At 73.0% G+C, this 24398-nt stretch carries 11 protein-coding genes and 1 pseudogene; 8 read left to right on the forward strand and 4 right to left on the reverse strand.

Annotated elements, in window-relative coordinates:
• Positions 1-11: 11 nt before the first annotated feature.
• The 5 genes and pseudogenes from ABD794_RS17200 (at position 12) to ABD794_RS17220 (ending at position 9962) form a co-directional block, all read left to right on the forward strand.
• Positions 12-1154 (forward strand): alpha/beta fold hydrolase, encoded by a 1143-nt coding sequence (locus ABD794_RS17200; RefSeq protein WP_344964401.1) that lies wholly within the window; start codon positions 12-14, stop codon positions 1152-1154.
• On the forward strand, positions 1151-2842 hold the full coding sequence (locus ABD794_RS17205) for an amino acid adenylation domain-containing protein (protein ID WP_344964379.1): 1692 nt from the start codon (positions 1151-1153) through the stop codon (positions 2840-2842). The genes ABD794_RS17200 and ABD794_RS17205 overlap by 4 nt, the downstream gene beginning before the upstream one ends.
• A gap of 76 nt (positions 2843-2918) precedes the next feature.
• Positions 2919-9572, forward strand: coding sequence for an AMP-binding protein (locus ABD794_RS17210; protein WP_344964381.1), 6654 nt, complete (start codon positions 2919-2921; stop codon positions 9570-9572).
• A pseudogene (locus ABD794_RS17215) lies at positions 9545-9664 on the forward strand (hypothetical protein); the annotation flags it as partial. The gene ABD794_RS17210 and the pseudogene ABD794_RS17215, both read left to right, overlap by 28 nt.
• Before the next feature lie 76 nt (positions 9665-9740).
• Entirely contained in the window at positions 9741-9962 is a 222-nt protein-coding gene (locus ABD794_RS17220; protein WP_344964384.1) for a hypothetical protein, read from the forward strand.
• Between the two features lie 860 nt (positions 9963-10822).
• Here ABD794_RS17220 and ABD794_RS17225 read toward each other — a convergent pair.
• A complete protein-coding gene (locus ABD794_RS17225) occupies positions 10823-11572 on the reverse strand; it encodes an acyl carrier protein (protein ID WP_344964386.1) in 750 nt (249 codons plus the stop codon).
• Positions 11573-14551: 2979 nt separating this feature from the next.
• Positions 14552-14773, reverse strand: coding sequence for a hypothetical protein (locus ABD794_RS17230; protein WP_344964388.1), 222 nt, complete (start codon positions 14771-14773; stop codon positions 14552-14554).
• Positions 14774-15633: 860 nt separating this feature from the next.
• Between ABD794_RS17230 and ABD794_RS17235 the strand changes: the two genes are divergently transcribed.
• Complete coding sequence (locus ABD794_RS17235) at positions 15634-15855, forward strand: hypothetical protein (RefSeq protein ID WP_344964391.1); 222 nt, start codon at positions 15634-15636, stop codon at positions 15853-15855.
• Between the two features lie 1838 nt (positions 15856-17693).
• Here ABD794_RS17235 and ABD794_RS17240 read toward each other — a convergent pair.
• Entirely contained in the window at positions 17694-18638 is a 945-nt protein-coding gene (locus tag ABD794_RS17240; RefSeq protein ID WP_344964393.1) for a hypothetical protein, read from the reverse strand.
• A gap of 211 nt (positions 18639-18849) precedes the next feature.
• Positions 18850-19059 carry a hypothetical protein gene (locus tag ABD794_RS17245; RefSeq protein WP_344964395.1) on the reverse strand — a complete coding sequence of 70 codons (210 nt, stop codon included), beginning with the start codon at positions 19057-19059 and terminating at the stop codon, positions 18850-18852.
• A gap of 548 nt (positions 19060-19607) precedes the next feature.
• On the opposite strand from ABD794_RS17245, the gene ABD794_RS17250 reads away from it, so the two are divergent.
• Positions 19608-19742, forward strand: a complete 135-nt coding sequence (locus ABD794_RS17250) for a hypothetical protein (RefSeq protein ID WP_344964397.1) — start codon at positions 19608-19610, stop codon at positions 19740-19742.
• Positions 19743-21388: 1646 nt separating this feature from the next.
• Entirely contained in the window at positions 21389-21667 is a 279-nt protein-coding gene (locus ABD794_RS17255; protein WP_344964399.1) for a hypothetical protein, read from the forward strand.
• Positions 21668-24398 lie beyond the last annotated feature (2731 nt).

The following is a 24398-nucleotide window of genomic DNA, read 5'->3' on the forward strand; positions in this document are numbered from 1 at the left end:
TGCCGGAGTACATGGTGCCCGCGCTCTTCGTCGAGCTGCCGGAGATCCCGCAGACCGCCAACGGCAAGCCCGACCGGGCGGCGCTGCTGGCGCACGCCCGCAGCGGCGGCCCCGCCGCCGTCAACCAGGCCGGCCCGCGCGACCGCATCGAGCTGACGCTCTATCAGATATGGCGGGACCTGCTGCTGCACCCAGCCATCGGCATCCGCGACAGCTTCTTCGACATCGGCGGCACCTCCGTCTCCGCCGTCAAGCTCGTCCACGCCGTGCGCGAGGCATTCGGCCGCACCCTGTCGGTGCGCGACATCATGCTCCACCCCACCATCGAGGACCTCGGCGGACTCCTGCGCCAGGACACTCCCTCCGGGCCGGACAGCAACCTCATCACCTTCCGCGAGGGCGACGGCCGCGGCCGGGTGGTCTGCGTCCACCCGGCCGGCGGCACCGCCTTCTGCTACCTCTCCCTCGCCAAGGCCCTGCCCGACGGCTACGGCGTCCACGGCATCCAGTCGCCCGGCGTCAACCCCGGGGAATCGTTCCTGCCCACGGTCGAGGCCATGGCCGAGGCGTACCTGCGCCTCATCGAACTGCCGGCCGACGGGCCGCTGGTGCTCACCGGGCTCTCCTACGGCGGCCTGGTCGCCCACGAGATGGGCCGCCGCCTGGCCGAGGCGGGCCGCACGGACCTGAGCGTCGTCCTCCTCGACACCCTGGCCACCGACGACGAGGCCGAGCGGAGGGCCGTCGAACCGGCGGGCTTCGACGAGTTCCGCGACAAGCTCGTCCGGTTCAACGGCATGTACCCCGGGATCGACGACCGGCAGATCGAGCAGTACTTCCGCATCTACAACCACAACCGGCTCAGCACCCGCGACTACGCGGCCCCCGCGACCGCGGCCCGCCTGGTGCTCATGCAGGCCGCGGGCGGCGGCGACGGTGACGACACCTCCGTCCTGCGCGGCATACGGGACTTCTGGCACCGCCGCGCCAAGAACGGCCTCGTCGTCGAACCGGTCCCCTGCGGCCACTGGGACATGCTCGAAAACGAGCACATCCCGCAGGTCGCCGCCCGCATCGAGGCCGAATTCGCCCTTCTCGCCGGCCCGTCCGGCCACCCGCACCACAACCCGGCCCCCGGGCTGGAGGCACGATGAACACCGCACCCACCACTCTCGCCGCGGCCGTACTCGACCAGGCACGCCGCACCCCCGAGGCGATCGCGGTCCGCGACGGCGACCACGCCCTCGACTACGCCGCCCTCGACGCCGCCTCCGCCGCCGTCGCCCGCGCCCTGCGCCACCGGGGCGTACGTCCCGGCCAGGCCGTGGCCGTCTGCCTGCCCCGCTCCCGGCACCTGGTCTGCGCCATGCTCGGCATCCTGCGGCTCGGCGCGGTCGTCGTCCCGCTCGACGCCCAGAGCCCGCCCGAGCGCCGCGCCCACATCCTGGCCGACGCCGGCTGCACGGCCCTGCTCCACGACGGCACGCCGCCCGCCGAACTGCCGGACGGCGTGCTGCCGTTGGCCGTCGGCGAACTGACGGCGGCCGACGACGGCACGCCGCCCGCCGAACCCGCCCCCGACGGCGTGTCGTTCGTCTTCTACACCTCCGGCACCACCGGCCGCCCCAAGGGCGTCGAGGTCCGCGACGCCGGCATCCTGCGCCTGGCCCGGCCGGGCTGGCTCCGCCCCGGCCCGCCCGCCGCCCGCCACGCCTGCCTGTCCAACCCGGCGTTCGACGCCATCAGCTTCGAGATCTGGGCGCCGCTGCTGACCGGCGGCTGCTGCGTCGTCCTCGGCGACGGGGACGTCCAGACCCCCGACCGGCTCGCCGCCGCGCTGCGCCGCGAGCGCATCGACACCGTCTTCATCACCGTCGCCCTCTTCAACGCCGTCGTCGACAAGCTGCCGGACTGCTTCGCCGGCGCCGGCCGGGTGCTCGTCGGCGGCGAACAGCTCAACGCCCCGATCATCCGCGCCTGGTACCGGCACAACGCCGACGCGGACACCCAGCTGTACAACGTCTACGGCCCGACCGAGGCCACCACCTTCGCCCTGATCCACCCCATCCCCCGCGACTTCGACGGCGACGTGGTGCCCATCGGCCGCGAACTCCCCGGCACGGACGCCCTGTTGGCCGCCGAGGACGGCACCCGCGCGGCCGCCCCCGGCGAGCTCGCCGAACTCCTCCTCGCCGGCGAGGCGCTGGCCGCCGGCTACCGCAACCTGCCCGAGGAGACCGGGCGCCGCTTCGTCCGCCTGCCCTGGCACGACGGCGGCGAGCGGCGCTGGTACCGCACCGGCGACCTCGTACGCCTCGATGCCGCCGGACAGGTCGTCCACGTCGGGCGCGCCGACCGGCAGGTCAAGGTCCGCGGCTTCCGCATCGAACCCGGCGAGCTGGAACGGCAGATCCTCACCCACCCCGCCGTGCGCCAGGCCCACGTCGGCGCCCACCGCGACGAGACGCACGGCGTCAACGAACTGGTGGCGTACGTCGTCCTCGGCGACGACCTCGCGTACGAGGGCTACGAGCGCCACCTGGCCGCCACCCTGCCCTCCTACATGCGTCCGCACCGCACCCACCTGGTCGAGGCGCTGCCGCTCACCGGCAACGGCAAGGTCGACCAGAAGGCGCTGTCCGCCCGGGCCGGCGAACCCTGGCGGCCCGCCGGCACCACCGGCCCGGCCGCCACCGCCGTCCAGCGCGAACTCCTCGCCCTGGCTGGCGAGATCCTGGGCGGGACGGCCCCCCCGGCTCGGCGACCGCTGGATCGCCTGCGGCGGCGACTCGCTCAAGGCCCTGCGACTCCGCTTCGAAGTACGTCGTCGTTGGGCCCGTGACCTGCCCCAGAACCTCGTTCTGGACGCCGACTTCGCCCGCCTGGCCGAGGAGATCGAGGCCGGGGAGCGCACCGGCGTGTATCCGACGCTGCCCGCCCGCACCCACGCGCGCACCGCGCCCGCCACCTCCGAGCAGCAGCGTCTCTGGCTCCTCCAGCAGCGCGCTCCGCACTCCCGCGCCTACAACGTCGGACAGGCCTTCCGCATCGACGGCACCGTGGACACCGCCGCACTGCGCGAAGCCCTCCGCCGGCTCGTGGAGCGCCACGCGGCGCTGCGCACCGGCTTCACGACCGGCCCCGAGGGGCTCCTCCAGGCCGTCGGCGCCCCCTACGACCCGTGGACGGACCCCGGGCAGGAGGACGGCGACTGGCGCGAGGCCGCCGGGCGCTTCTTCGCCGAGCCCTTCGACCTGGCGGTGCCGCGCATGCTGCGGACCCGCTGGATGCAATCGGCCGACGGCGGTGGGCACTTGCTGCTGCACCTGCACCACATCGCCGTCGACGGCTGGTCGTTGAGCGTCCTCTTCGGCGAACTCTCCGCCGATTACGCGGCATTGGTGAACGGCACCGAACCGCCGGAGCGCTCCTCCGTACCCACCCCGCTCGACCATGCGGCCTGGCAGAGCGCATGGTCCGCCCACCCGGCCTGTGCGGAGCAACGCGCCGCGCTGCGCGACCACTTCGACGCGTCCGACGAGCCGGCCGCGCCCCTGGAGCCCGCCCGCCCCGAGGCCGGGCCCGAAGGGCGGCTGCTGCACGTCCCGCTCGACGCCGGTCTGCGCGTCACCCTCGACCGGCTCGGCGCCGAGCTCGGCCTGACCCGCTTCCAGCTGCTGCTCGGCGTCTTCGCCTGGAGCCTGTACGGCGTCACCGGCCGCGCCCGGCCGCGCGTCGCCGCCCCCGTGTCGGGCCGGCCCGTCCAGGAATTCGAGGGCAGCGTCGGCATGTTCGCCAACACCGTGCTGCTCCCGCTCGACCTGCGGCACGACGAAGACCTGCGCGCCCAGCTGCTGCGCCTGGCCGACGGCGCCCGCGCGGTGCTCGACCGGCAGGACGTGGCGCTCGCCGACGTCCTCGCCGACCGGCGGTTCGCCGCCGGACAGAGCCCGTTCGACGTCCTGTTCGTCCTGGAGAACACCGACTTCGCCGCCCTCGCCCTGCCCGGCTGCGACACCCGCCCCGTGTGGCTCGCCCCGGCCGAGGCCAAGTGCCCGCTGACCCTCTCGGTGATCGAGCACGAGAACGGCTTCGACTGCCTCTGGGAGTACGCCGCCGACCACTTCACGGCGGCCGACGCCGAGGCCCTGGCCGGCCTGTTCCGGCAGGGGCTGGACCGTCTCGCCGACGGCGGGACCGCCACCCTGGCCGAGCTCGTCGCCACGCACCGCGCCGCCCTGCCCGACCACGGCCGCGGCGAACCGGTGGAGCCCGCCTTCACCACCGTCGCCGAAGGTTTCGCCCGCCAGGTCCGGGCCACCCCCGACGCACCCGCGCTCGCCTGGGACGGCCGCACCCTCACCTACGCCGAACTCGACGCGCACGCCGCCGCGTTGGCGGCGGAGCTGGGCGCTCTGGCGGCCGACGGCGGACCGCGCCGCGTCGCCCTGCTCCTGGAGCCCTCGCCCGAACACGTCGTGGCACTGCTGGCGCTGGCCCGGATCAACCTCACCGCCGTACCGCTCGACCCCGCCTACCCCCCGGCCCTGCTCCGGCAGACCCTGGAGCGGGCACGGCCGCTGTGCGTCCTGGTGCCGCCGGACGGGACGGGCGTGACGGAGGAGGTCGTCCCCGACGGCCTGCCGCGCCACCGCGTCGTCCTCGCCGACGCGCCGGCGCCCGCCCCCGCCTTCGTGCCGCACGACGCCGCCGAGCCGCTCTACCTGCTGTTCACCTCCGGCTCCACCGGCACCCCCAAGGGCGTCCAGGTTCCCGACCGCACCCTGTCCGACCTGCTGCACTGGCAGGCCACGGACGGCTCCCTCGCCCCCGGCGCGGTCACCCAGCAGTTCTCCGCGCTCTCCTTCGACGTCTCCTTCCAGGAGATCTTCTCCACGCTCTGCGGCGGCGGCTGCCTGCACCTGGCCCGCCCCGGCTGGCGGCGGGACGCGCCCGCGCTCCTCGACCAGCTCGAAACCGCCGGCATCGAGCGCCTCTTCCTGCCCTACGTCGCCCTGCAACTGCTCGCCGAACACGCCGTACGCCGCGGCGTGTACCCCGGCAGGCTGCGCGAAGTGGTCACCGCGGGTGAGCAGTTGGTGTGCACCGACGCCATCCGCCGTTGGTTCGCCGGGCTGCCCGGGGCGCGGCTGTTCAACCACTACGGGCCGACCGAGACCCACGTCGTCAGCAGCCTGTGCCTGGACGGCGACCCGGCGGGCTGGCCGGAGCGACCGGCCATCGGGCGGCCCGCCGCCGGCGCCCGGCTGCGCGTCGTCGACGACGCCGGGCAGCCCGTACCGCCCGGCTGCCCCGGCGACCTGCTCATCGGCGGGCCCATGGCCGCGCCCTGCTACGCGGACGACGAGGAGCTCAACCGCACCCGGTTCACCGAACTGCCCGGCCTCGGGTTCTTCTACCGCACCGGTGACCGGGCCCGCTTCGGCCACGACGGGCTGCTGCACTTCCTCGGCCGCGACGACCAACAGGTCAAACTCAGCGGACACCGGCTGGAACTGGGCCAGATCGAGGCGGCGCTGCTGCGCCACCCCGCGATCGTCAACGCCGTGGTCGTCCTCGACGACGGCCGGCTGACGGCCTGCGTCGAGTGCCGGGGCGCGACGCCCGACCCCGATGAACTCACCGCCCATCTGGGTGAGTTGCTCCCCGGCTACGTCCGTATCGCCCGCTACCGCCGTGTAACGGCCCTGCCGCTGACCCCCAGCGGCAAGCTGGACCGGCGGCGCGCCCTCGCCGCGCCCGGCGAGGACCTGTCGGCGGGTACTCCGGCCCTGCCCGCCCTCACCCCGCGCGAGGCACAGCTGTCCGCGCTGTTCGAGGAGGTGATCGGCCGGCCCGTCGGCCCCGACGAGCGCTTCTTCGACGCGGGCGCCACCAGCCTCGGCCTGATGCGCCTCCACCTGCGCTGCACCACCGAACTCGGCCTGGACATCGGCATACCGGACCTGTTCGAGCACGTCACGATCCGCCGCCTCGCCGCCTTCGTGGACCGGGGCACGCCTGATGCGGAACTTATGATTCCTGATATCGAAGGGGGCGCGGCCGACGAGCCGATCGCCGTCGTCGGCATGGCCGTACGGCTGCCCGGCGCCGACGACCTGGCCGCCTTCTGGTCCCTCGTGGAGTCCGGCGGACGCGGCATCGAGCACTTCGACGCCGCCGACGGACTGATCGGCGCCCGCAGCCAGATGTCCGGCCTGCTCGCCTTCGACCCCGAGCACTTCGGCATCAGCCGCCACGAGGCCCGGCTGATGGACCCGCAGCAGCGTCACCTGCTGATGACCTGCGTCCAGGCCCTGGCCCACGCCGGCATCGCCGATCCGGCCGGGCACCGCGTCGGCCTGGTCGCCAGCTGCGGCGAGAACACCTACTTCCAGTCCATGCTGCGCGAGGCGGACCCGGCCCTGCTGCCGGACTCCTTCCAGATGGCCCTCCACCACGACAAGGACTACCTCGCCACCAAGGCCGCCTTCCATCTCGGCCTGACCGGACCGGCGTTCACCGTCCAGGCCGCCTGCGCCAGCTCCCTCGTGGCCGTCCACGTCGGCGCCGGACTGCTGCGCCAGGGCGACGCCGAGGTCGTGCTCGCCGCCGGCGTCCTCGTCGACACCCTGCTCACCGGCGGTTACCGGTACCGGCCGCAGCACATCTTCTCCAAGGACGGCCACTGCCGGCCCTTCAGCGACGACGCCAGCGGCACCATCGGCGCCAGCGGCGTCGGCGCCGTCGTCCTCAAACCGCTGCGCCTGGCGCGCCGCGACGGCGACACCGTGTACGCCGTCGTCACCGGCTCCGCCCTCAACAACGACGGCTCCGGGAAGGTCGGTTACAGCGCGCCGTCCCTCGCCGGACAGCGCGAGGTCATCCGCACCGCGCTGCGCCGCTCCGGCCGCACCGCCGCCGACCTCGGCTACGTCGAGGCCCACGGCACCGGCACCCCGCTCGGCGACCCCGTCGAAGTCGCCGCCCTGCGCCAGGCGTTCGGCCCCGACACGCCCGGCGACTGCGCCCTGGCCTCGGTCAAGAGCCAGATCGGGCACCTGGGCGCGGCGGCCGGCGTCGTCGGCATGGTCCGGGCCACGCTCGCGGTCCACCACGGCGTCGTCCCGCCCAACGTCGACTTCCACCGCCTCAACTCCCGGATCGAGGCAGGTCCGTTCACCATCCCCACCGAGGCCCGGCCCTGGCCGGCCGACCGCCCGGCACGGGTGGCCGCGGTGAGCAGCTTCGGCATCGGGGGCACCAACGCCCATCTGGTGCTGGAGGAGGGGAACGACGGCGCCGTCGCGGCTCCGACCGTGCCGTGCCTGATGCTGTCCGGCAGCAGCGAGGGGGCCCTGCGCGCCGACGCCCTCCGCATCGCCGACTACCTGACCGCCCGCCCCGAGGCGTACGGGCAGGTGCTGCGGCACCTCCAGGCCGGGCGTCCGGCGCGTCGCCGGCGCGCCGCGGCGGTGTGCGCGGACGCGGCCACCGCGGTGGCGTGGCTGCGCACCGTCGCCGGGCGCGAGGTCACTCCGGTCGAGGAGGAGATCGCGGCGGAGGGCCGCACGGCGGCGGAGCTGGCCGCGGCCTTCACGGCCGGCCGTGCCGTCCGCTGGCCCGCCGGACCCGCACAGGCCCCGTGGGACTTCCCGCCGCCCTCGTTCGACCTGGCGGACTACGACTTCGAACGCGTCGCTCCCGTAGGTGAGTTGGAGAGTTCGGGATCGCCCGAGCGGCTGCCCGAATCCGACTGGCTCCACCAGCCGCAGTGGGTACGGCTGCACCGGGCCGGGAGGGGCGCCGCGCCGGCGCGGCCCGGGACGCTCGTCGTGCTGACCGACGCGCCGCTGTCGCCGGAGGCCCTGCGCCCGCTGACGTACGTCTGGGACAGGGTGGTGCGCGTCACGGCCGCGAAGTCCTTCGCGCGGGTCGAGGACGACGTCTACGAAGCCGATCCGACCGACGCCGTGTCGCTCCGCCGGGTGCTCGACGCCCTCCCCGGTGACGGAACCGTCGACTGGCTGCACGCGCTGCCCCTCGCCGTGACCGGCGCCGTCGGCGAGGAGTCGGCCGAACGCGCGCAGTGGGCCTGCCTCGACACACCGGCCGCGCTGCTCCGTGCCGTGACCGGCACGCCGCTCGCCGCCCGGCTGCGGCCGTGGTGGCTGTCGTACGGCGCCCAGCCCGTCGAGGGCGGCGTCCACCGGCCCGAACTCGCCCTGCTGGCGGGCGTCGCCGAGGTCGCGCCGCAGGAGTGCGCCGTCGACGGCCGCTGGCTGGACCTGCCCGCCGCCGACCCGGCCGGCTGGACGGCCGCCCTCCCGGACCTGCTCGCCCGGGCCGACGCCGAGGAAGAGCTGCCCCCGGCGGCTCGCCCTTCGCCGGGGCTTCTGGTGGCGGCAGGCCCTGCTGCCCGTCCCCGTACCGGCCGCGACGGCCCCGTCGGCGCTGCCCGAGGGCCCGGCCGTGCACCTCGTCCTCGGTGGCCACCGGCGGCATCGGTTCCAGCGCCGCCGCGTGGCTGCTGGAGCACTCCGACTGCCGGGTGGTCCTGCTGGCCCGCCGCCCCCGGCTGCCGGAGGACCTGGCGCCCTGGGCGGACCGCGTCGCCCTCGTCGAGGCCGACCTGGCCGAGGACCCGATCGACGCGATCCTGGGACCGGATCGCCCGGCCACACCCCGCACGTCGACGGCATCGTCCCACGCGGCGGGGCGTGGCGGCCGGCGGGCTGATCGCCCGGCGCGACGCGGGCCGCGATGCGGCGCGCCTCGGCGGCGAAGATACGCGGCGCCCCTGCTCGTCGAGCGGATCGTCGAACGCGACGCACCCGCCTTCGTGGCGTAACTGCTCGTCCATGTCCGCCCCACTTCGGCGGCATCGGCCCAGCTCGACTACGCGGCCGCGAACGCCCTGTTGGACGGCTTCGCCGGCCGCTCCGACGACGGGGACGACGGTGCGCATCGGCATCGACTGGGACATCTGGAGCGAGGCCGGCATGGCCCTCGGGACGCTGGAGAGCGACGCCCGTCACCAGGCCCACCTCGCCGTCGGCCTGGCGGTCAAGGAGGGCCGGCGTCTGTTCGGCCGGGCTCTGCAACTGCAACTGCCGCAACTGCTCGTCTCCACGACGGACATCGAGCGGGCCCGCGAGTTCTATGCGGGGTCCGCCGGGGGAGTGGCCGAGGCAGTGGATGCCGACACCGACGGCGCCGCCGAACAGCTCACGGAATGGCTCTGCCGCTGGCTGGAGCTGGACGAGCTCGACCCGGCCGCCTCGCTCTACGACCTGGGCGCGGACTCGCTGACGATGATCGACCTGATCAGCACCGTGGAGGACCGCTTCGGGATCGAGCTGGAGCTCTCGCGGGCTGAGCCACCGCGTCAGCCCTGGAGGAGATCCTCTCCCGCCTGGACGAGGCCCGCGCCCCGGCGCCCGACACGGGTCCCGTCTCCGTCGAGGTCTGGCAGCAGGGCACCGGACGCGACGTCCTGTGCCTGGTCCACCCGGTCGGCGGCGACATCCAGGCGTACCGCGCGCTGGTCGCGGAGCTCGACCCGGCCCTGACCGTCTGCCTGATCGCCGACCCGGCGCTCTCGCGGCCGGACGCACCCGGCTGGACGCTGGCCGAGCGGGCGCGCGCGTACGAGGAGGCCCTGGAGGCCCGCTTCCCGCACGGCAGTTGGCGCCGCCGGCTGGCGGGCTGGTCCTTCGGCGCGTGGGGTGGCGCTGAGCATGGCCGCCGAGGCGGAGCGCGCGGGCCGCCCGGCCGCCGGTCTCCACCTCATCGACCCGCCGCCGCCGGGCGCCGGACGCCTCTTCCGCACGTACGACGACACTCAGCTCGAAGCGGTCTTCGCGCACGAGCTGGGCCAGGGCGGCACGAGCCGCGAGGCGGACGGCCTACGCGCCGAACGCCCTGGCCCACTGCTGCCGGGCCAACCTGGCCCGCGATGACGGACCACGAGCTGCCGCGCCTCGCCACGGACCCCGAGACCGGGTGTGGCTGGCGGAGCGGCCGGTGTCCGACCTGCCGACGCCGATTACCGGTCGCCGAGGCACAGCGGCTGTGGGAGCACCAGTTGCCGGACGGAATATACCGTGAGTGATTCTCCGTCTCAGACAACAACGAACAGAAACAACGTGCGGGGCTGGGGGTGGGGGAGGAGGAGGAAAACGAGAGAGCTCCCTCGACGTGTGCTATGCGGGTCCGCGAGCAACTTGGTATGCATAACGCTGCGCAGCTGCTTCTGTTGGGTTCGCCTGCTGCTGTCCGGACCCGGAGTGAGTCAGGTCAGACGGCGTCGTGGCCAGGTTCCGTGGCGGCGAGGCGGTGGTCGGCTTCTCGGGCCCTAGCCGGAGCGGCTTATGCCGTACCGGCAGAGTTAGCGAGGGTCGTGGCAGGCGCGGCAGCGTCGTGGTCCGTCATCGCGGCCAGGTTTGGCCCGGCAGCAGTGGCCAGGCTTTCGGGCGTAGGCCGTGTCGCCTCGCGGCTCGTGCCGCCCTGGCCCAGGCTCGTGCGCGAAGACCGGCTTCGAGCTGAGTGTCGTCGTACGTGCGGAGAGGCGTCCCCGGCGCCCGGCGGCGGGCGGGTCGATGAGGGTTGGAGACCGGCGGCCGGGCGGCCCCGCGCGCTCCGCCTCGGCGGCCATGCTCAGCGCCACCCACGGCGCCGAAGGACCAGCCCGCCGCGCCGGCGGGCGGCCGAACTGCCGTGCGTGGGAAAGCGGGCCTCCAGGGCCTCTCGACGCGCGCGCCCGCTCGGCCAGCGTCCAGCCGGGTGCGTCCGGCGGCGAGCGAGAGCGCCGGGTCGGCGATCAGGCGACGGTCAGGGCCGGGTCGAGCTCCGCGACCAGGCGCGCGGTACGCCTGGATGTCGCGCGGGCCCGACCGGTGTGGACCAGGCACAGGACGTCGCGTCCCGGTGCCCTGCTGCCAGACCTCGACGGAGACGGGACCCGTGTCCCGGGCGGCCGGGCGCGCGGGCCTCGTCCAGGCGGGAGAGGATCCCTCCAGGCCTGACGCGGTGCCTCAGCCGCGGAGAGCTCCAGCTCGATCCCGAAGCGGTCCTCCACGGTGCTGATCAGGTCGATCATCGTCAGCGAGTCCGCGCCCAGGTCGTAGAGCGAGCGGCCGTGGTCGAGCTCGTCCAGCTCCAGCAGCGCAGAGCCATCCGTGAGCTGTGTCGGCGGCGCCGTCGGTGTCGGCATCCACTGCCTCGGCCACTGCGGCGGACCCCGCATAGAACTCGGGCCCGCTCGATGTCCGTCGTGGGAGACGAGCAGTTGGCGGCAGTTGCAGGTGCAGAGCCCGCCGAACAGACGCCGGCCCTCCTTGACCGCCAGGCCGACGGCGAGGTGGGCCTGGTGACGGGCGTCGCTCTCCCAGCGTCCCGAGGGCCATGCCGGCCTCGCCTCCAGATGTCCCAGTCGATGCCGATGCGCACCGTCGTCCCGTCGTCTGAGCGGCCGGCGAAGCCGTCCAACAGGGCGTTCGCGGCCAGACCGCGTAGTCGAGCTGGCCGAGCCGCCGAGTGCGGCCACAGTGGCACGAGCAGTATCGGCCACGAAGGCGGCTGCGTCCGCGTTCCGACGATCCGCTCGACGAGCAGGGCGCCGTGCGTGATCTTCGCCGCCGAGGCGCGCCGCATCGCGGCGCGTCCGCGCCGGGCGATTTCAGCCCGCCGGCCGCCACGCCCGCCGCGTGGACGATGCCGTCGACGTGCGGGGTGAGTGCCGGGCGATTCGGTCCAGGATCGCGTCGATCTGTGTCCTGCGCCCAGTCGGCCTCGGAGACGAGGGCGACTGCGGTCGTCGCGCCCAGGCGCCCAGGTTCCTCGCGGCAGCCGCCGGGCCCAGCAGACCACCGCCGTCCAGTCGGAGTGCGCCAGCAGTCGACGCGGCGCGGCGTCGACTGGAACCGAGTTTGGCCGCGGGCCGGTGCGGGCACGAGGACGAGGATGCAACGGCCGGGCCCGTCGGGCCAGCGCCGAATCTGCGGGTTGGCCCGTCGCGGCCGGTTACGGGACGGCAGCAGGCCTGCGGCCACCAGAAGCCCCGGCGAAGGGCGAGCCGCACCGGGCAGCTCTTCCTCGGCGTCGGGCCCGGGCTGAGTCAGTCCGGGAGGGCGCCGTCCCGATGCCGCCGGGTCGGCGGCGGGCAGGTCCCAGCCAGCGGGCCGTGCGACGCGCACTTACCGGCGGCGCGACCTCGGCGACGCCCAGCCAGCAGGGGCGAGTTCGGGCCCCGGTGGACGCCGCCGCTCGAGCGGGCTGGCGCGTACGAACAGCCACCACTGGACCGCAGCGCTGCCTGCGAGCGGCCGCGTGCCGGTCAGCGTGCACGGAGCAGCGCGCCGGTGTGTCGAGGCAGGCCCGACTGCGCGCGTTCGGCGGCACGTACTCCTACCTCTCGCGACGGCGCCGGTCACGGCGCGAGGGGCTCGCGTCGTGCAGCCAGTCCGACTGTTTGTTTCGTCACCGTGCGCTGTTGCGAGTACACGTCGTCGTGCGTGGGAGCGGAAGGGCGTGAGAGCGGGGCGGCGGTCGTGGTCGGTGTCGGATTCGGTGGCTTCGGTAGGACTGCGTGCGCCTCGACACACTCGGCGCGAGAGGCGACTGGTTCGGTGCGGTGCCCGTGACGCGCACCACTCCTCGAAGAGTGACTGGGTTTCCCAGACGGTAATACGTCAGCGGGCTCCGGGCCTTGCCGGCGACAGCGGCGCGGCGGTCAGCACGACGACGAGCGTCCCGGCCGTCGCCGCGCGGCGCCCTCCCCGCCGTTGCGCGTGCACGCAGTCACCCACCCACCCATACACACTTGCGAGCTGGGTGAGCCAGTCGTCATTCGGGCAGGCACGCTCGGGTGCGATCCCGACTCTCTCACTACTCACCTACGGGAGCTGCGACGCGTCTCGAAGTCGTAGTCCGCCAGGTCGACGAGGGCGCGGGAGATCCCACGGGGCTGTGCGGTCGTGCGGCGGGCACAGCGACGCTAGCACGGCGCCGTGGACGACCGTGAGCGCCGCGGCAGCGTCCGCCGCCGGCGGCCTCCGCCGCGACCTCCTCCTCGAACGGAGTGTGACCTGCTCGCGCCCGCGATAGCGCGGTGCGCGCAGCCACGCCACCATGCGGTGTGCTCCGCTGTCCGCGTGCCACCTGCACGCGTGCGCTGCCGGCAGACGCGCGCGCGATCGCCCGGCCTGGAGGTGCCTAGTAGCAGCACCTGCCCGTACGCTCGGGCGCGGCGTCCAGTAGTCGGCGATGCGGAGGGCGTCGGCCGCGCAGGGCGGCTCTGCTGCCGGACAGCACTTCAGCACGGCACGGGTCGGAGCTCGCGACGGCGCCGCTCGTTCCCCTCCTCCAGCACCTCAGATGGGCCGGTGGTGCCCCCGAGTGCCCGAGCTGCTCACCGCGGCCGCACCCGTGCCGGCGGTCGGTCCCTGGCCAGGCCGGCCTCGGTGGGGGATGGTGATACGGACCTGCCTCGATCCGGGAGTTGAGGCGGTGTGGAGTCCGACTGTTTTGGGGCGGGACTACGCCGTGGTGGGACCGCGATGCCGTGGCCCGACCATGCCTGACGACGCCGGCCGCCGCGCCCCGAGTGTGCGCCGATCTGGCTCTCTGACCGTGAGCCAGGGACGCGCAGTCGCCACCGGTGGGCCGTGTCGGGCCGCTACGCCTGGCGACAGGGCGCGACTCTTCGTACGGGGTCCGCCGAGGTGCGGGGTAGCCAGGGGTGCCGTGTGTGCCCTCCGACGTAGCCGAGGGTCGCGCGGTGCGGCGTGCCGCCGGAGAGCGCGCGCAGCGCGCGTGTGCGGATGACCGGGGTCTGCGCTGGTCACATTGGACGGGCTAGGACGCGGCGCGCTGTACCCGACCCTTCCCGGATGCCGTAATCGAGGTTGTGTGAGGGCGGAGCGGTGACGACGGGACGTACACTAGTGATGGCGTACGCCATCGGGTCGGGCGCGCCAGAGCCGCTTGGCGGAGATTAGTTTGAGTGACGAGCGTGGCGGCTGCCGACCAGTCCCAGGTGCTGCTGGGGTGCTGGGGCGCAGCGTGACTGGTGCCGTGGCTGGCGTCGTCGCTGAAGGGCACGGCAGTGTGTCCGTCCTTGGAGAAATTGGCTGTGCGGCGGTACCGGGAGCCGCCGTGAGCAGGGTGTCCGACGAGTGACGCCACGGCGGCGAGCACGATACCTCGGCGGTCGCACCGTTGGCGCAGCAGTGCAGTCCGGCGCCGTACGTGGACTGGGTCCAGCGAGGGACGAGCTGGCGGCAGGGACGGCCTGGACACGAGTGGACGCGGTCCGTGTCCCAGGCCGATGATGGAAGGCGGCCTTTGGTGCGAGGTGGTCCTTGTCGTGGGTGAGGGCCATCCTGTGACATGCGTCACCGCACGGGCAGGGCCGGGTCCGCCTCGCGCAGCATGGACTGGAAGTAAGGTGTTCTCGCTCGCCGCATGCTGGGCCATGACCAGGCCGACGCGGTGCCCCGGACCGGATCGCGCGCATGTCCCGGCGTGGCCAGGGCCTGGACGCCGTCGATCAGCAGGTGACGCTGCTGCGGTCCATCAGCGGGCCTCGTGGCGGCTCGATGCCGAAGTAGTGCTCGGGGGTCGTGAGGCGAGCCGGTGTCCGGACATCGCCTGGCTGCGCGGCGCCGATCGGTCCGTCGGCGGCGTCGAAGTGCTCGATGCCTGCGTCCGCCGGGCTTGTCCACTTGTAGGGACCAGAGCGGCCAGGTCGTCGGCGCCGGGCAGCCGTCACTGGGCCATGCCGACTGACGGCGATCGCTCGTCGGCGCGCGCCCCCTTCGATATCAGGAGATCATTAAGTTTGCCGTGCATCATCAAGGCCGTGCCCCGGTCCGTACGAAGGCGGCGAGCGGCGGATCGTGACGTCTCGAACGGTGTAGCGCTGCTGCATTGTGCCAGGTCCGTGTATGCCGACGTCCAGGTGCACGGAGTTCGGTGGTGCAGCGCAGGTGGATGGCGCATCAGGCCGAGGCTGTGGACGCCAGCGCGTCGAAGATGCGCGCTCGTCGCCGACGGGCCTGGCCGATCACCTCCGTCGACAGCGCGGAACAGCTGGTCGCCATCGCGCGGGTGGAGGGTCGGGCAGGGCCGGAGTTACCTCGCCTGACAGTCCTCGCCGGGCGCGGCGCGGAGGCGCAGCACGCTGTGCGTCGTCCCAGCTTGGCCGCTGTGAGGTCGCGGCAGGGCCCGTTCACCAACACGGCGGTAGCGGGCGATACTGGACGTAGCCCGGGGAGCACTGTCACCAGATTGCGGGCGGTGACGTTTCTCGGGGTCGGGCCGTCCAGTTTCCGCCCCGGCACTCAAAACTACTTAAGGACGCGGGACACTCGACGCAGGCCGCTCCGTCCGGCCGTCGTCGTGAGGACGACCGACGGCGTTGGACGCGACGTCGCAAAGTGAGGTGCCGCAGCAGCGCCGCCTCGATCTGGCCCAGTGTTGTTTCCAGCCGGTGTCCTGCTGAGTTGAACCTGTTGGTCGCGTCGTGCGGCCCGAGGGAAGTGCAGCAGCCCGTCGTGGGCCGATAGCGGGCCCGGTCACCGGTGCGGTAGAAAGAAAACCCGAGGCCGGGCAGTTCGGTGAACCGGTGCGTTGAGCTCCTCGTCCGTCCGCGTAGCAGGGCGCGGCCATGGGCCCGCCGATGAGCAGGTCGCCGGGCAGCCGGGCGGGTACGGGCTGCCCGGCGTCGTCGACGACGCGCAGCCGGGCGCCGGCGGCGGGGCCGCCCGTGGCCGGTCGCTCCGGCCAGCCCGCCGGGTCGCCGTCCAGGCACGGCTGCTGACGACGTGGGTCTCGGTCGGCCGTAGTGGTTGACAGCCCGCGCCCCGGGCAGCCGGCGACCAACGGCGGATGGCGTCGGTGCACACCAACTGCTCACCCGCGGTGACCATCGTTCGCGCAGCCTGCCGGGGTACACGCCGCGCGTACGGCGTGTTTCGGCGAGCAGTGTGCAGTGGACGGTAGGGCAGGAAGAGGCGCTCGATGCCGGCGTTTTCGAGCTGGTCGAGGAGCGCGGGCGCGTCCGCCGCCAGCCGGGCGGGCAGGTGCAGGCAGCCGCCGCCGCAGAGCGTGGAGAGATCTCCTGGAAAGGAGACGTCGAAGGAGAGCGCGGAGAACTGCTGGGTGACCGCCGCCGGGGCGAGGGAGCCGTCCGTGCCTGCCAGTGCAGCAGGTCGGACAGGGTGCGTCGGGAACCTGCACGCCCCTTGGGGGTGCCGGTGGAGTCCGGAGGTGAACAGCAGGTAGAGCGGCTCGGCGGCGTCGTGGCGGCACGAAGGCGGGGGCGGGCGCCGGCGCGTCGGCGAGGACGACGCGGTGGCGCGGCAGGCCGTCGGGGACGACCTCCTCCGTCACGCCCCGTCCCGTTCCGGCGGCACAGGACGCACAGCGGCCGTGCCGCTCAGGGTCTGCCGGAGCAGGGCCGGGGGTAGGCGGGGTCGAGCGGTACGGCGTGAGGTTGATCCGGGCCAGCGCCAGCAGTCGGCACGACGTGTTCGGCGATGGGGTCTTCCAGGATAGCAGGGCGACCGCGGCGCGCGGTCCGCCGTCGGCCGCAGAGCGCCAGCTTCGCCGCCACGCGGCTGGCGTGCGCGCCGAAGTTCGGCGTAGGTGAGTGGTGTCGCCGTCCCAGAGCGAGCGTGTGTGCGGGTGCGTCCGGGGGTGGCGACCTGCGGGCGAACACGCTTCGCGACGGTGTGTGAAGCTGGGCTTTCGTCACTTTCATTGTGATGTCGTTGTGAAACGCCAGGGGCGGCAAAAAACGTGTGTCGGGCAGGGCGGCCGCGGGTGGGCGTGTGCGACGAGCTCGGCCAGGTGGCGGTCCGCGCCGTCGCGAGACGTCCAGCCCGCTGACCGGAACAGCCGGCCAGGGGCCTCGGGTCGCGTCGGCCGCCCGTGTGAAGTGGTTCGGCAGGCGTACAGCCCGAGATGTGCCAGTCGAGAGCCGTTCTCGTGCTCGATCACCGAGAGGTCAGCGGGCACTTGGCCTCGGCGGGGCGAGCCACACGGGGCGCGATGTCGCAGCGGGCAGGCGAGGGGCGGCGGGGACGAATCGGTTGTTCTCCGGACGACCAGGACGTTCGAAACGTGCGCTCTCTGTCCGCGGCCGGCGAACCGCCGTCGGCGAGGACGTCGGCGAGCGCCACGTCCTGCCGGTCGAAGCACGGCGCGCGGGCGTGCCGTCGGCGCAGGCGCGCAGCTCAGCTGGGGCGCGCAGTCTTCGTCGTGCGCAGGTCCGAGCGGGAGCAGCAACGTGTGTTGGCGAACAGTGGCCGACGCTGCCCATCGAATTCCTGGACGGGCCGCCGACACGGGGGCGGCGACGCGCGGCCGGGCGCGGCCGGTTGACGCCGTACAGCTCCAGGCGAAGACGCCGAGCAGCAGCTGGAAGCGGGTCAGGCCGAGCTCGGCGCCGAGCCGGTCGAGGGTGACGCGCAGACCGCGTCGAGCGGGACGTGCAGCAGCCGCCCTTCGGGCCCGGCCTCGGGGCGGGCGGGCTCCAGGGGCGCGGCCGGCTCGTCGGACGCGTCGAAGTGGTCGCGCAGCGCGGCGCGTTGCTCCGCACAGGCCGGGTGGGCGGACCATGCGCTCTGCCAGGCCGCATGGTCGAGCGGGGTGGGGTACGGAGGAGCGCTCCGGCGGTTCGGTGCCGTTCACCAATGCCGCGTAATCGGCGGAGAGTTTCGCCGAAGAGGACGCTCAACGACCAGCCGTCGACGGCCGATGTGGTGGCAGGTGCAGCAGCAAGTTGCCCACCGCCGTCGGCCGATTGCATCCAGCGGGTCCGCAGCATGCGCGGCACCGCCAGGTCGAAGGGCGTCGGCGAAGAAGCGCCCGGCGGCCTCGCGCCATTCGCCGTCCTCCTGCCCGGGGTCCGTCCACGGGTCGTAGGGGGCGCCGACGGCCTGGAGGAGCCCCTCGGGGCCGGTTCGTGAAGCCGGTGCGCAGCGCCGCGTGGCGCTCCACGAGCCGGCGGAGGGCTTCGCGCAGTGCGGCGGTGTCCACGGTGCCGTCGATGCGGAAGGTCCTGTCCGACGTTGTAGGCGCGGAGTGCGGAGCGCGCTGCTGGAGGAGCCAGAGACGCTGCTGCTCGTAGGTGGCGGGGCGCGGTGCGCGCGTGGGTGCGGGCGGGCCAGCGTCGGATACACGCCGTGCGCTCCCCCGGCCTCGATCTCCTCGGCCAGGCGGGCGAAGTCGGCGTCCAGAACGAGGTTCTGGGGCAGGTCACGGGCCCAACGAACGACGTACTTCGAAGCGGAGTCGCAGGGCCTTGAGCGAGTCGCCGCCGCAGGCGATCCAGCGTCGCCGAGCCGGGGGGCCGTCCCGCCCAGGATCTCGCCAGCCAGGGCGAGGAGTTCGCGCTGGACGGCGGTGGCGCCGGGCCGTGTGGTGCCGGCGGGCCGCCAGGTTCGGCCGGCCCGGCGGACAGCGCCTTCTGGTCGACCTTGCCGGTTGCCGGTGAGCAGGCCGCCGCCTCGACCAGGTGGGTGCTGTTGCGATGTGACGCATGTAGATGAAGGACAGGGTGATGCGGCCAGGTGGCGCTCGTTGAGCCGCTCGTACGCGAGGTTCGTCCCCGCCGAGACGACGTACGCCACACCAGTCGTGACGCACGTGCGTCTCGTCGTCGTACGGTGGGCGCCGACGTGGCCTGGCCGCACGTGCGGTGTGGGTGAGGAGCTGCCGTCTCAGCTCGTGCACGGTGTTCGATGCGGAAGCCGCGGACACGTGACCCTGTCACGGTCGGCGCGCCCTACACGTGGACGACCTTCGCTTGGCGGCATCGAGGCGTACGAGGTCGCCGTGCCGTTATCCAGCGCCGTACATCGCCGCCGTCGTGCAGGGCAGGCGGACGACGGCGCCCGGTGCTCTCGGGCAGGTTGGCGGTAGCCGGCGGCCAGCGCCCTCGCCGCGAGGAGGAGTTCGCGAGTCATCGCCGAGGCGCGCGCGCGGGTGCACGTCCTCGCCGGCCAACAGGGCGTCCGTGCCGGGGAGGTTCGCGGCCGATGGGCACACCACGTCGCCGTCGAAGTCGCGGGTGATGGGGTGGAACTCAGGTCGATCAGTGTGCCTCGGTTCGGGCCGATAGACAGTATTGTAGCAGCTGGTGTCCGCGGTCGGCGTTGATGCGGTACCAGGCGCGAGATGATCGGGCAGTTGATCTGTTACGCCCGCCGACGAGCACCCGGCCGGCGCCGTCGCGAAGCGCTCCGGCAGCTTGTCGACGACGGTCGTTGACAGATGGGCGACTGATGATGACGACGTGTCGATGCGCTCGCGGCGCAGCGTCGCGCGGCGTGAGCCTGGTCGGGGTCTGACGTCCCCCGTCGACCGTCAGTGGACGACGCATGCAACAGCCGCCGGTCAGCAGCGGCGCCACAGATCTTCGATAGAAACTGAACTGGCGTCGAACCGCCGGGTTGGACAACAGGCAGGCACGTGGCCGAGGCGGCGGCGGCCCCGGGGCGGAGACGGCCCGGCCGCCCAGTGCGTCAGGATAGCCGCTAGCCGTCACGCGGCACCTCGTCGACGCCCTTAAGGGGCGGCGCACAGGTGGTGCCGGAGGTGTGAAGAACGCACGCACCGCCCGGTCCCGGGGCGGGGTTGCCCGGCGGGCGGACGTGCCGTCGTCGGCCGCCGTCAGCTTCGCCGACGGCACAACGGCCGCACGCCGTCCAGGCGAGTTCGGCGTGGCGGCGTAGCCGTCGTACGAGAGCAATGCCGTGCATTGCCGGCGTGCGTCGGCCAGATGTGGAGCGCGGCGACTCGTGCGGGCTCTGGGCAGCGTCGAGCGAGGACGACGACCGCGCCGAGCGCATGATGGATGACCGAGCGATGGCGCAGACCAGGTGCCGGGAGCGGGGCATGGCAGACGGCCACGCCTGTAGCCGGGACGTCACGCCCCGGCTGGCGCAGGACGCGGGCGACGGCAGGCGAGGCTGGCAGTACGGCAGGGCGGCATGCGTAGTCAAACGGCGCTGGGCGCCGTCGCGACCGCGATCGCCTCGTGTGCGGCGTGCCTGTGTCGAGTACCGGCCGCGCGAGAGTGGTGGTAGTGCGGTGTTTGCATCGTGCCTCCAGCCCGGGGGCACGGGTCGATGGTGCGGAGTGGCCATTCGACGGGCCGGCGAGGAATGGCGATTCTCGGCCCCTCGATGCGGGCGGCAGACCTGCGGATGTGCTCGTTTTCGCTGAGCATGTCCCAGTGTGGCCGCAGGGTGCCGGGTTCGACGACGAGGCCGTTTGTCTTGCGCGCGGACGGTGACACAGAATCGTATGCCGCGCAGGACGGAGGTGTCGTCACCGTCGCCGCCAGCCGCTGCCTGCATGAGCACCGCAGGGCGGGCGCGGATCCGGCTGCCGCGCATAGTCGCGGTGCTGAGCCTGGTGTGGTTTGTAGATGCGGAAGTACTGCCTCTGATCTGAACGGTCGTTCGAGCCCCGAGGGTACATGCCGTTGACCGGACGAGCGTTGTCGCGCGGAACTCGTAGCGAAAATGCCCGCCGGATATCGACGAGCCTCCGCCTCGCCCGGGCGTCGTGGCTCAGGGTGTCGAGGAGGAAAATACGACGCTACAGGTCGCGTAGCGGCCCGCCTCGGACCAGGCGGCGCGCACATCTCGTGCGGCGACCAGGCCGCCGATAGGAGAGCCCGTAGTGAGCACCGCGGCCCGTCGGCCGGCTAGGTTCGATGAGGCGCATGTACGACCTCGGCCATGGCCATCGACCCGTGAGCAGGAACGATTCCCGGGGTTGACGCCGGGCGACTGGATGCCGTGGACGCCGTAGGCCGTCGGGCAGGGCTTTGGCGAGGTGGATGGTAGCAGGGGTCGGTTGCCGCCGGGCCGGGTGGACGCGACCACTCGGCCGGGCCGTCGCCCTCGTGGAAGGGTTGATGAGGTTGCTGTCCGGCCCGGAGGGTGTCCTTGGCAGGAGTCGCCGGGTCTTCGATGGTGGGTGTGGGCATGATGTCGCGCGACCGCAGGGGCGGCGAATGCCTCGCGTACGGGGTGGACGAGCTTGACGGCGGAGACGGAGGTGCCGCCGATGTCGAAGAGGCTGTCGCGGATGCCGATGGCTGGGGTGCAGCAGCAGGTCCCGCCATATCTGATAGAGAGTCGCTCGGATGCGTGGTCGCGCGGGGCCGGCCTGGTTGACGGCGGGCGGGGGCGCCGTGGGGCGGTGGGCCAGGCAGCGCCCCGGTCGGGCTTGCGTTGGGGTCTGCGGGATCTCCGGCAGCTCGACGAGGGGCGCGGGCACCATGTGCTCCGGCAGCCGTGCGGGGGAGGCGGCGGCCAGCGTCGTCCTGGGGCAGGGGGGCCGTCGCGGATGGCGAAGGCGACCGGACGTGGATCGCCGGCCCGTCCTCTTCCGCGAGCACCACCGCGGCGCGCACCCTGGGCAGTTCGCGCAGGGCGGCTCGACCTCGCCCGACTCGACACGGAAGTCCGCGCACCTTGAACTGGTCGTCGCCGCGGCCGAGAACTTGCAGGGTCCCGTGGCCAGCACCGGACCAGGTCCGGTCCGGTACATCCGCTCCCCCGGCGCGGCGGGGTCCGGGCGAAGCGGACGCGGTCAGCCCGGCCGCCCCAGGTATGACGTGCCGACGCCCGCGCCGACGCAGTGAGGCTCGCCCTACCCACCGACCGGCACCGCTGGACGCGAGCCGCTCGTACCCGAATACCGTGCCGCGGGATGTTGGCGACGCTGACCGGCGATGGGGCGACGGCGCGAGCGCGGGCGCGGGTCGAGGTGGGCGGTGACAGTAGAGGCCTCATCTCGCGGTGGGCCCGATAGCCTGTTGAGGATCCGCAGGCCCGGCAGGGCGACGCTCCAGAGCGGTGCAGGGTGTACCCTCACTAGGCAGCGGCTCCAGACCGGTCAAGCAGCACGTGCATGCAGGCCAGCCCGGCCCAGGCGTTCCGCGGAGCGCCTCGCCGAGCCATACGGACGTGGCCGGGGCAGCAGGATCTGGACACGCGGTGGACGCGCATCCAGTCGGTCAGCGCACCACCAGAGTTCGTACCAGCAGCACCTCGTCCGGCAACCATTTGCAGACGCCCCGGTGAAACCAATCTACGGACCCGCCAGACAGTTCCTGCACGAGAACGCTCGAAGCCGATGCCACGGCACAATCACCATACGCCGCGCCGGCGTGATGCCGAAGCGGGACGACTCCAGTAGTCAATCAAGGTTTGGAGGATCGCCACGCGGTGGGTAGGCGCATACGACGCCCTTGGGCACAGCCGTGTGGAGCACCGAGGTGTAACGATGACGTACGCCAGGTGGGTCCGGCTCGGCGTCCTGCCCGGGGTCCTCGTCGGAGGTGTGCCCTCATAGCCGCGAACGGCGACAAGGAGGTCCAAGCCCGCGACGCGGGCTCCTAGGGCGTCGCTTGAAGCACCAGATGCACGGTGCGAAGTACGTCCTCGACAGATGTGCGCCACCGCGCCCCGGGCGGGCCGGGTCGAGGCGGGAAGGATAGACGGCGCCAGGCCTTGAGGATGCCCAGAGATGCCGTACGACCGAGCGACGCCGAGTTCGAGCCCGTGTGCAGCCAGACCAACCTGGTCCTGCGGTGCCTGGACGCGCAGGGCGATCAATTGCGTGGGCGAGCCGGTATGCGTGCCGTGGTTCCAAGCGATGGCGTAGTCCGACGCCAACTCGTCGCCGCAAGGACAGAGCACGCGGGCAGCCATGGGGCGGTTACGCGCACCATGCGCCGCGAAGGCGCCTCGCCAGGCCCCCGGGGCACGGTATCGGTGGCTAGCGCGGATGGACGGTTCCACAGTCCAATCCCAGACAGCCGCGGTGGGTCCCCAGCGTACGAGCAGGAGAGCAGCGGCCAGCCTCCCAGGTCGGAGCTCCGGGCCATCTGTTCTCAGGACCTGCCCGCAGGTGGCTAGCCGTAAACCGCTCGGTCCCGTCACGGCGTCGAACAGGAGGGCGCTCATGCGGCAGTCGCTGGTGTCCGACAAGAGACGGCGCGTCCTGCTTCCGTCATCGACAGGTCAGGATCGTACGCGGTCGCGATGCTGCGGTCCGTCTCCAGCGGTCTCCGCCCTCGAACGCCGGGCAGGAACGGTACGGCTTCCTCCGCCGCACCAGGCGAACACGCCATGGAACAGCGGGGTGCGGTCCAGGCTGCATCTGGCCGGACCGAACGAGCTCGACGACACTGCTCGAAGCGCATTCCCGTGGCCGATGGCGCCCGCCTCCGCATCACGGTCCGCTCCAGGGAGAGGCGGTCTCCGTCGGGGGGCACCGTGCAGAGAGGTCGATCCGCAGGGCCAAGGGTTGGTACAGACAGGGCCCACTAGCCCTCTGTCCCCGGGGCGCCGGCCGCCCGGCGTAACGTGCCGATCACTGACGTCCGCGCTGACCCGGACAGCCGCGAGAGCCAGACAGGGCACAGCCGGGCCGAGGACGGTATCGATGACAGGCCGGTGCCGTGGCGGCCGCCCAGGGTCCGCAGGGCGGCGGTCAATTCGGACATTCCGAGGACAAGCCGGACACGCGGCCAAGAGCCGCGGTGGTCCCATGCGTGGCGGGCGTGAGCGGTTCGGTGGGGGATTCCACAGTTCCGGCGCCCCGTCGGAGGGCCGCTGGCGCAGTACGCGGCAGCCTCGTCCCGGAACGCCGTCGGGCCGCCTCCAGCCGCGCTGGCATATGGCGGCGTGTCATGCGAAGCGGAAGGAGGCAGGCGGCAGACGGGTCGTCCGCGCCGTCAGCGGAAGGCGGCGTAGAGCGTGCCGAGCTCCCGCGCAGGCAGGGTCGCCGCTGGACGCAATCGTCGGCGACTGATCCGTTGGCAGCGTCCATCGAGGCAGGACGTGCTCAGATCGGCGTGAGGACGAGTGCAGGCGGCCAGGGCCAGCATGCCACCCGCGTCAGTCCGAACGGCGCCGGTTGGCTCTCCTCCTGCCGCAGGTCGGCCTACGCGCTCCTCCGCGCCGGGCACACGGTGAGGTTCCGGAGGTTCACAGAGGTTCCGGAGGTTCCGGATGTCCGGAGGTCCGTAGAGGTTCCGGAGGTCCTAGGACGAGCAAGGGGAAGCCCGCGTCGGACAGGGACCGGTACTGCTGCACCGTCCCTCCAGCACGGAGCCACGGTCACCATACCGGGTGCGCAGCTACGTCAGTGTAGGCGGGCGGTACGAGCGCGTCCAGCGCCCGTAGTCCCAGCTCGCGCCCGACGCGTAGTCCACGAGCCGGCCGCGCAAACCGCAGGGCCCCGGCAGGGATGACACGCTCAACCGGCGCCCTCAATCTGGACATCAGGAACGCACAGCCGTTGGCTAGGGGCGACAAGGACAACCGACCGGCGCGGTACGGTTCCGCCGATCGCCCTCGGCGGAC

This window comes from Streptomyces thioluteus, assembly GCF_039535865.1.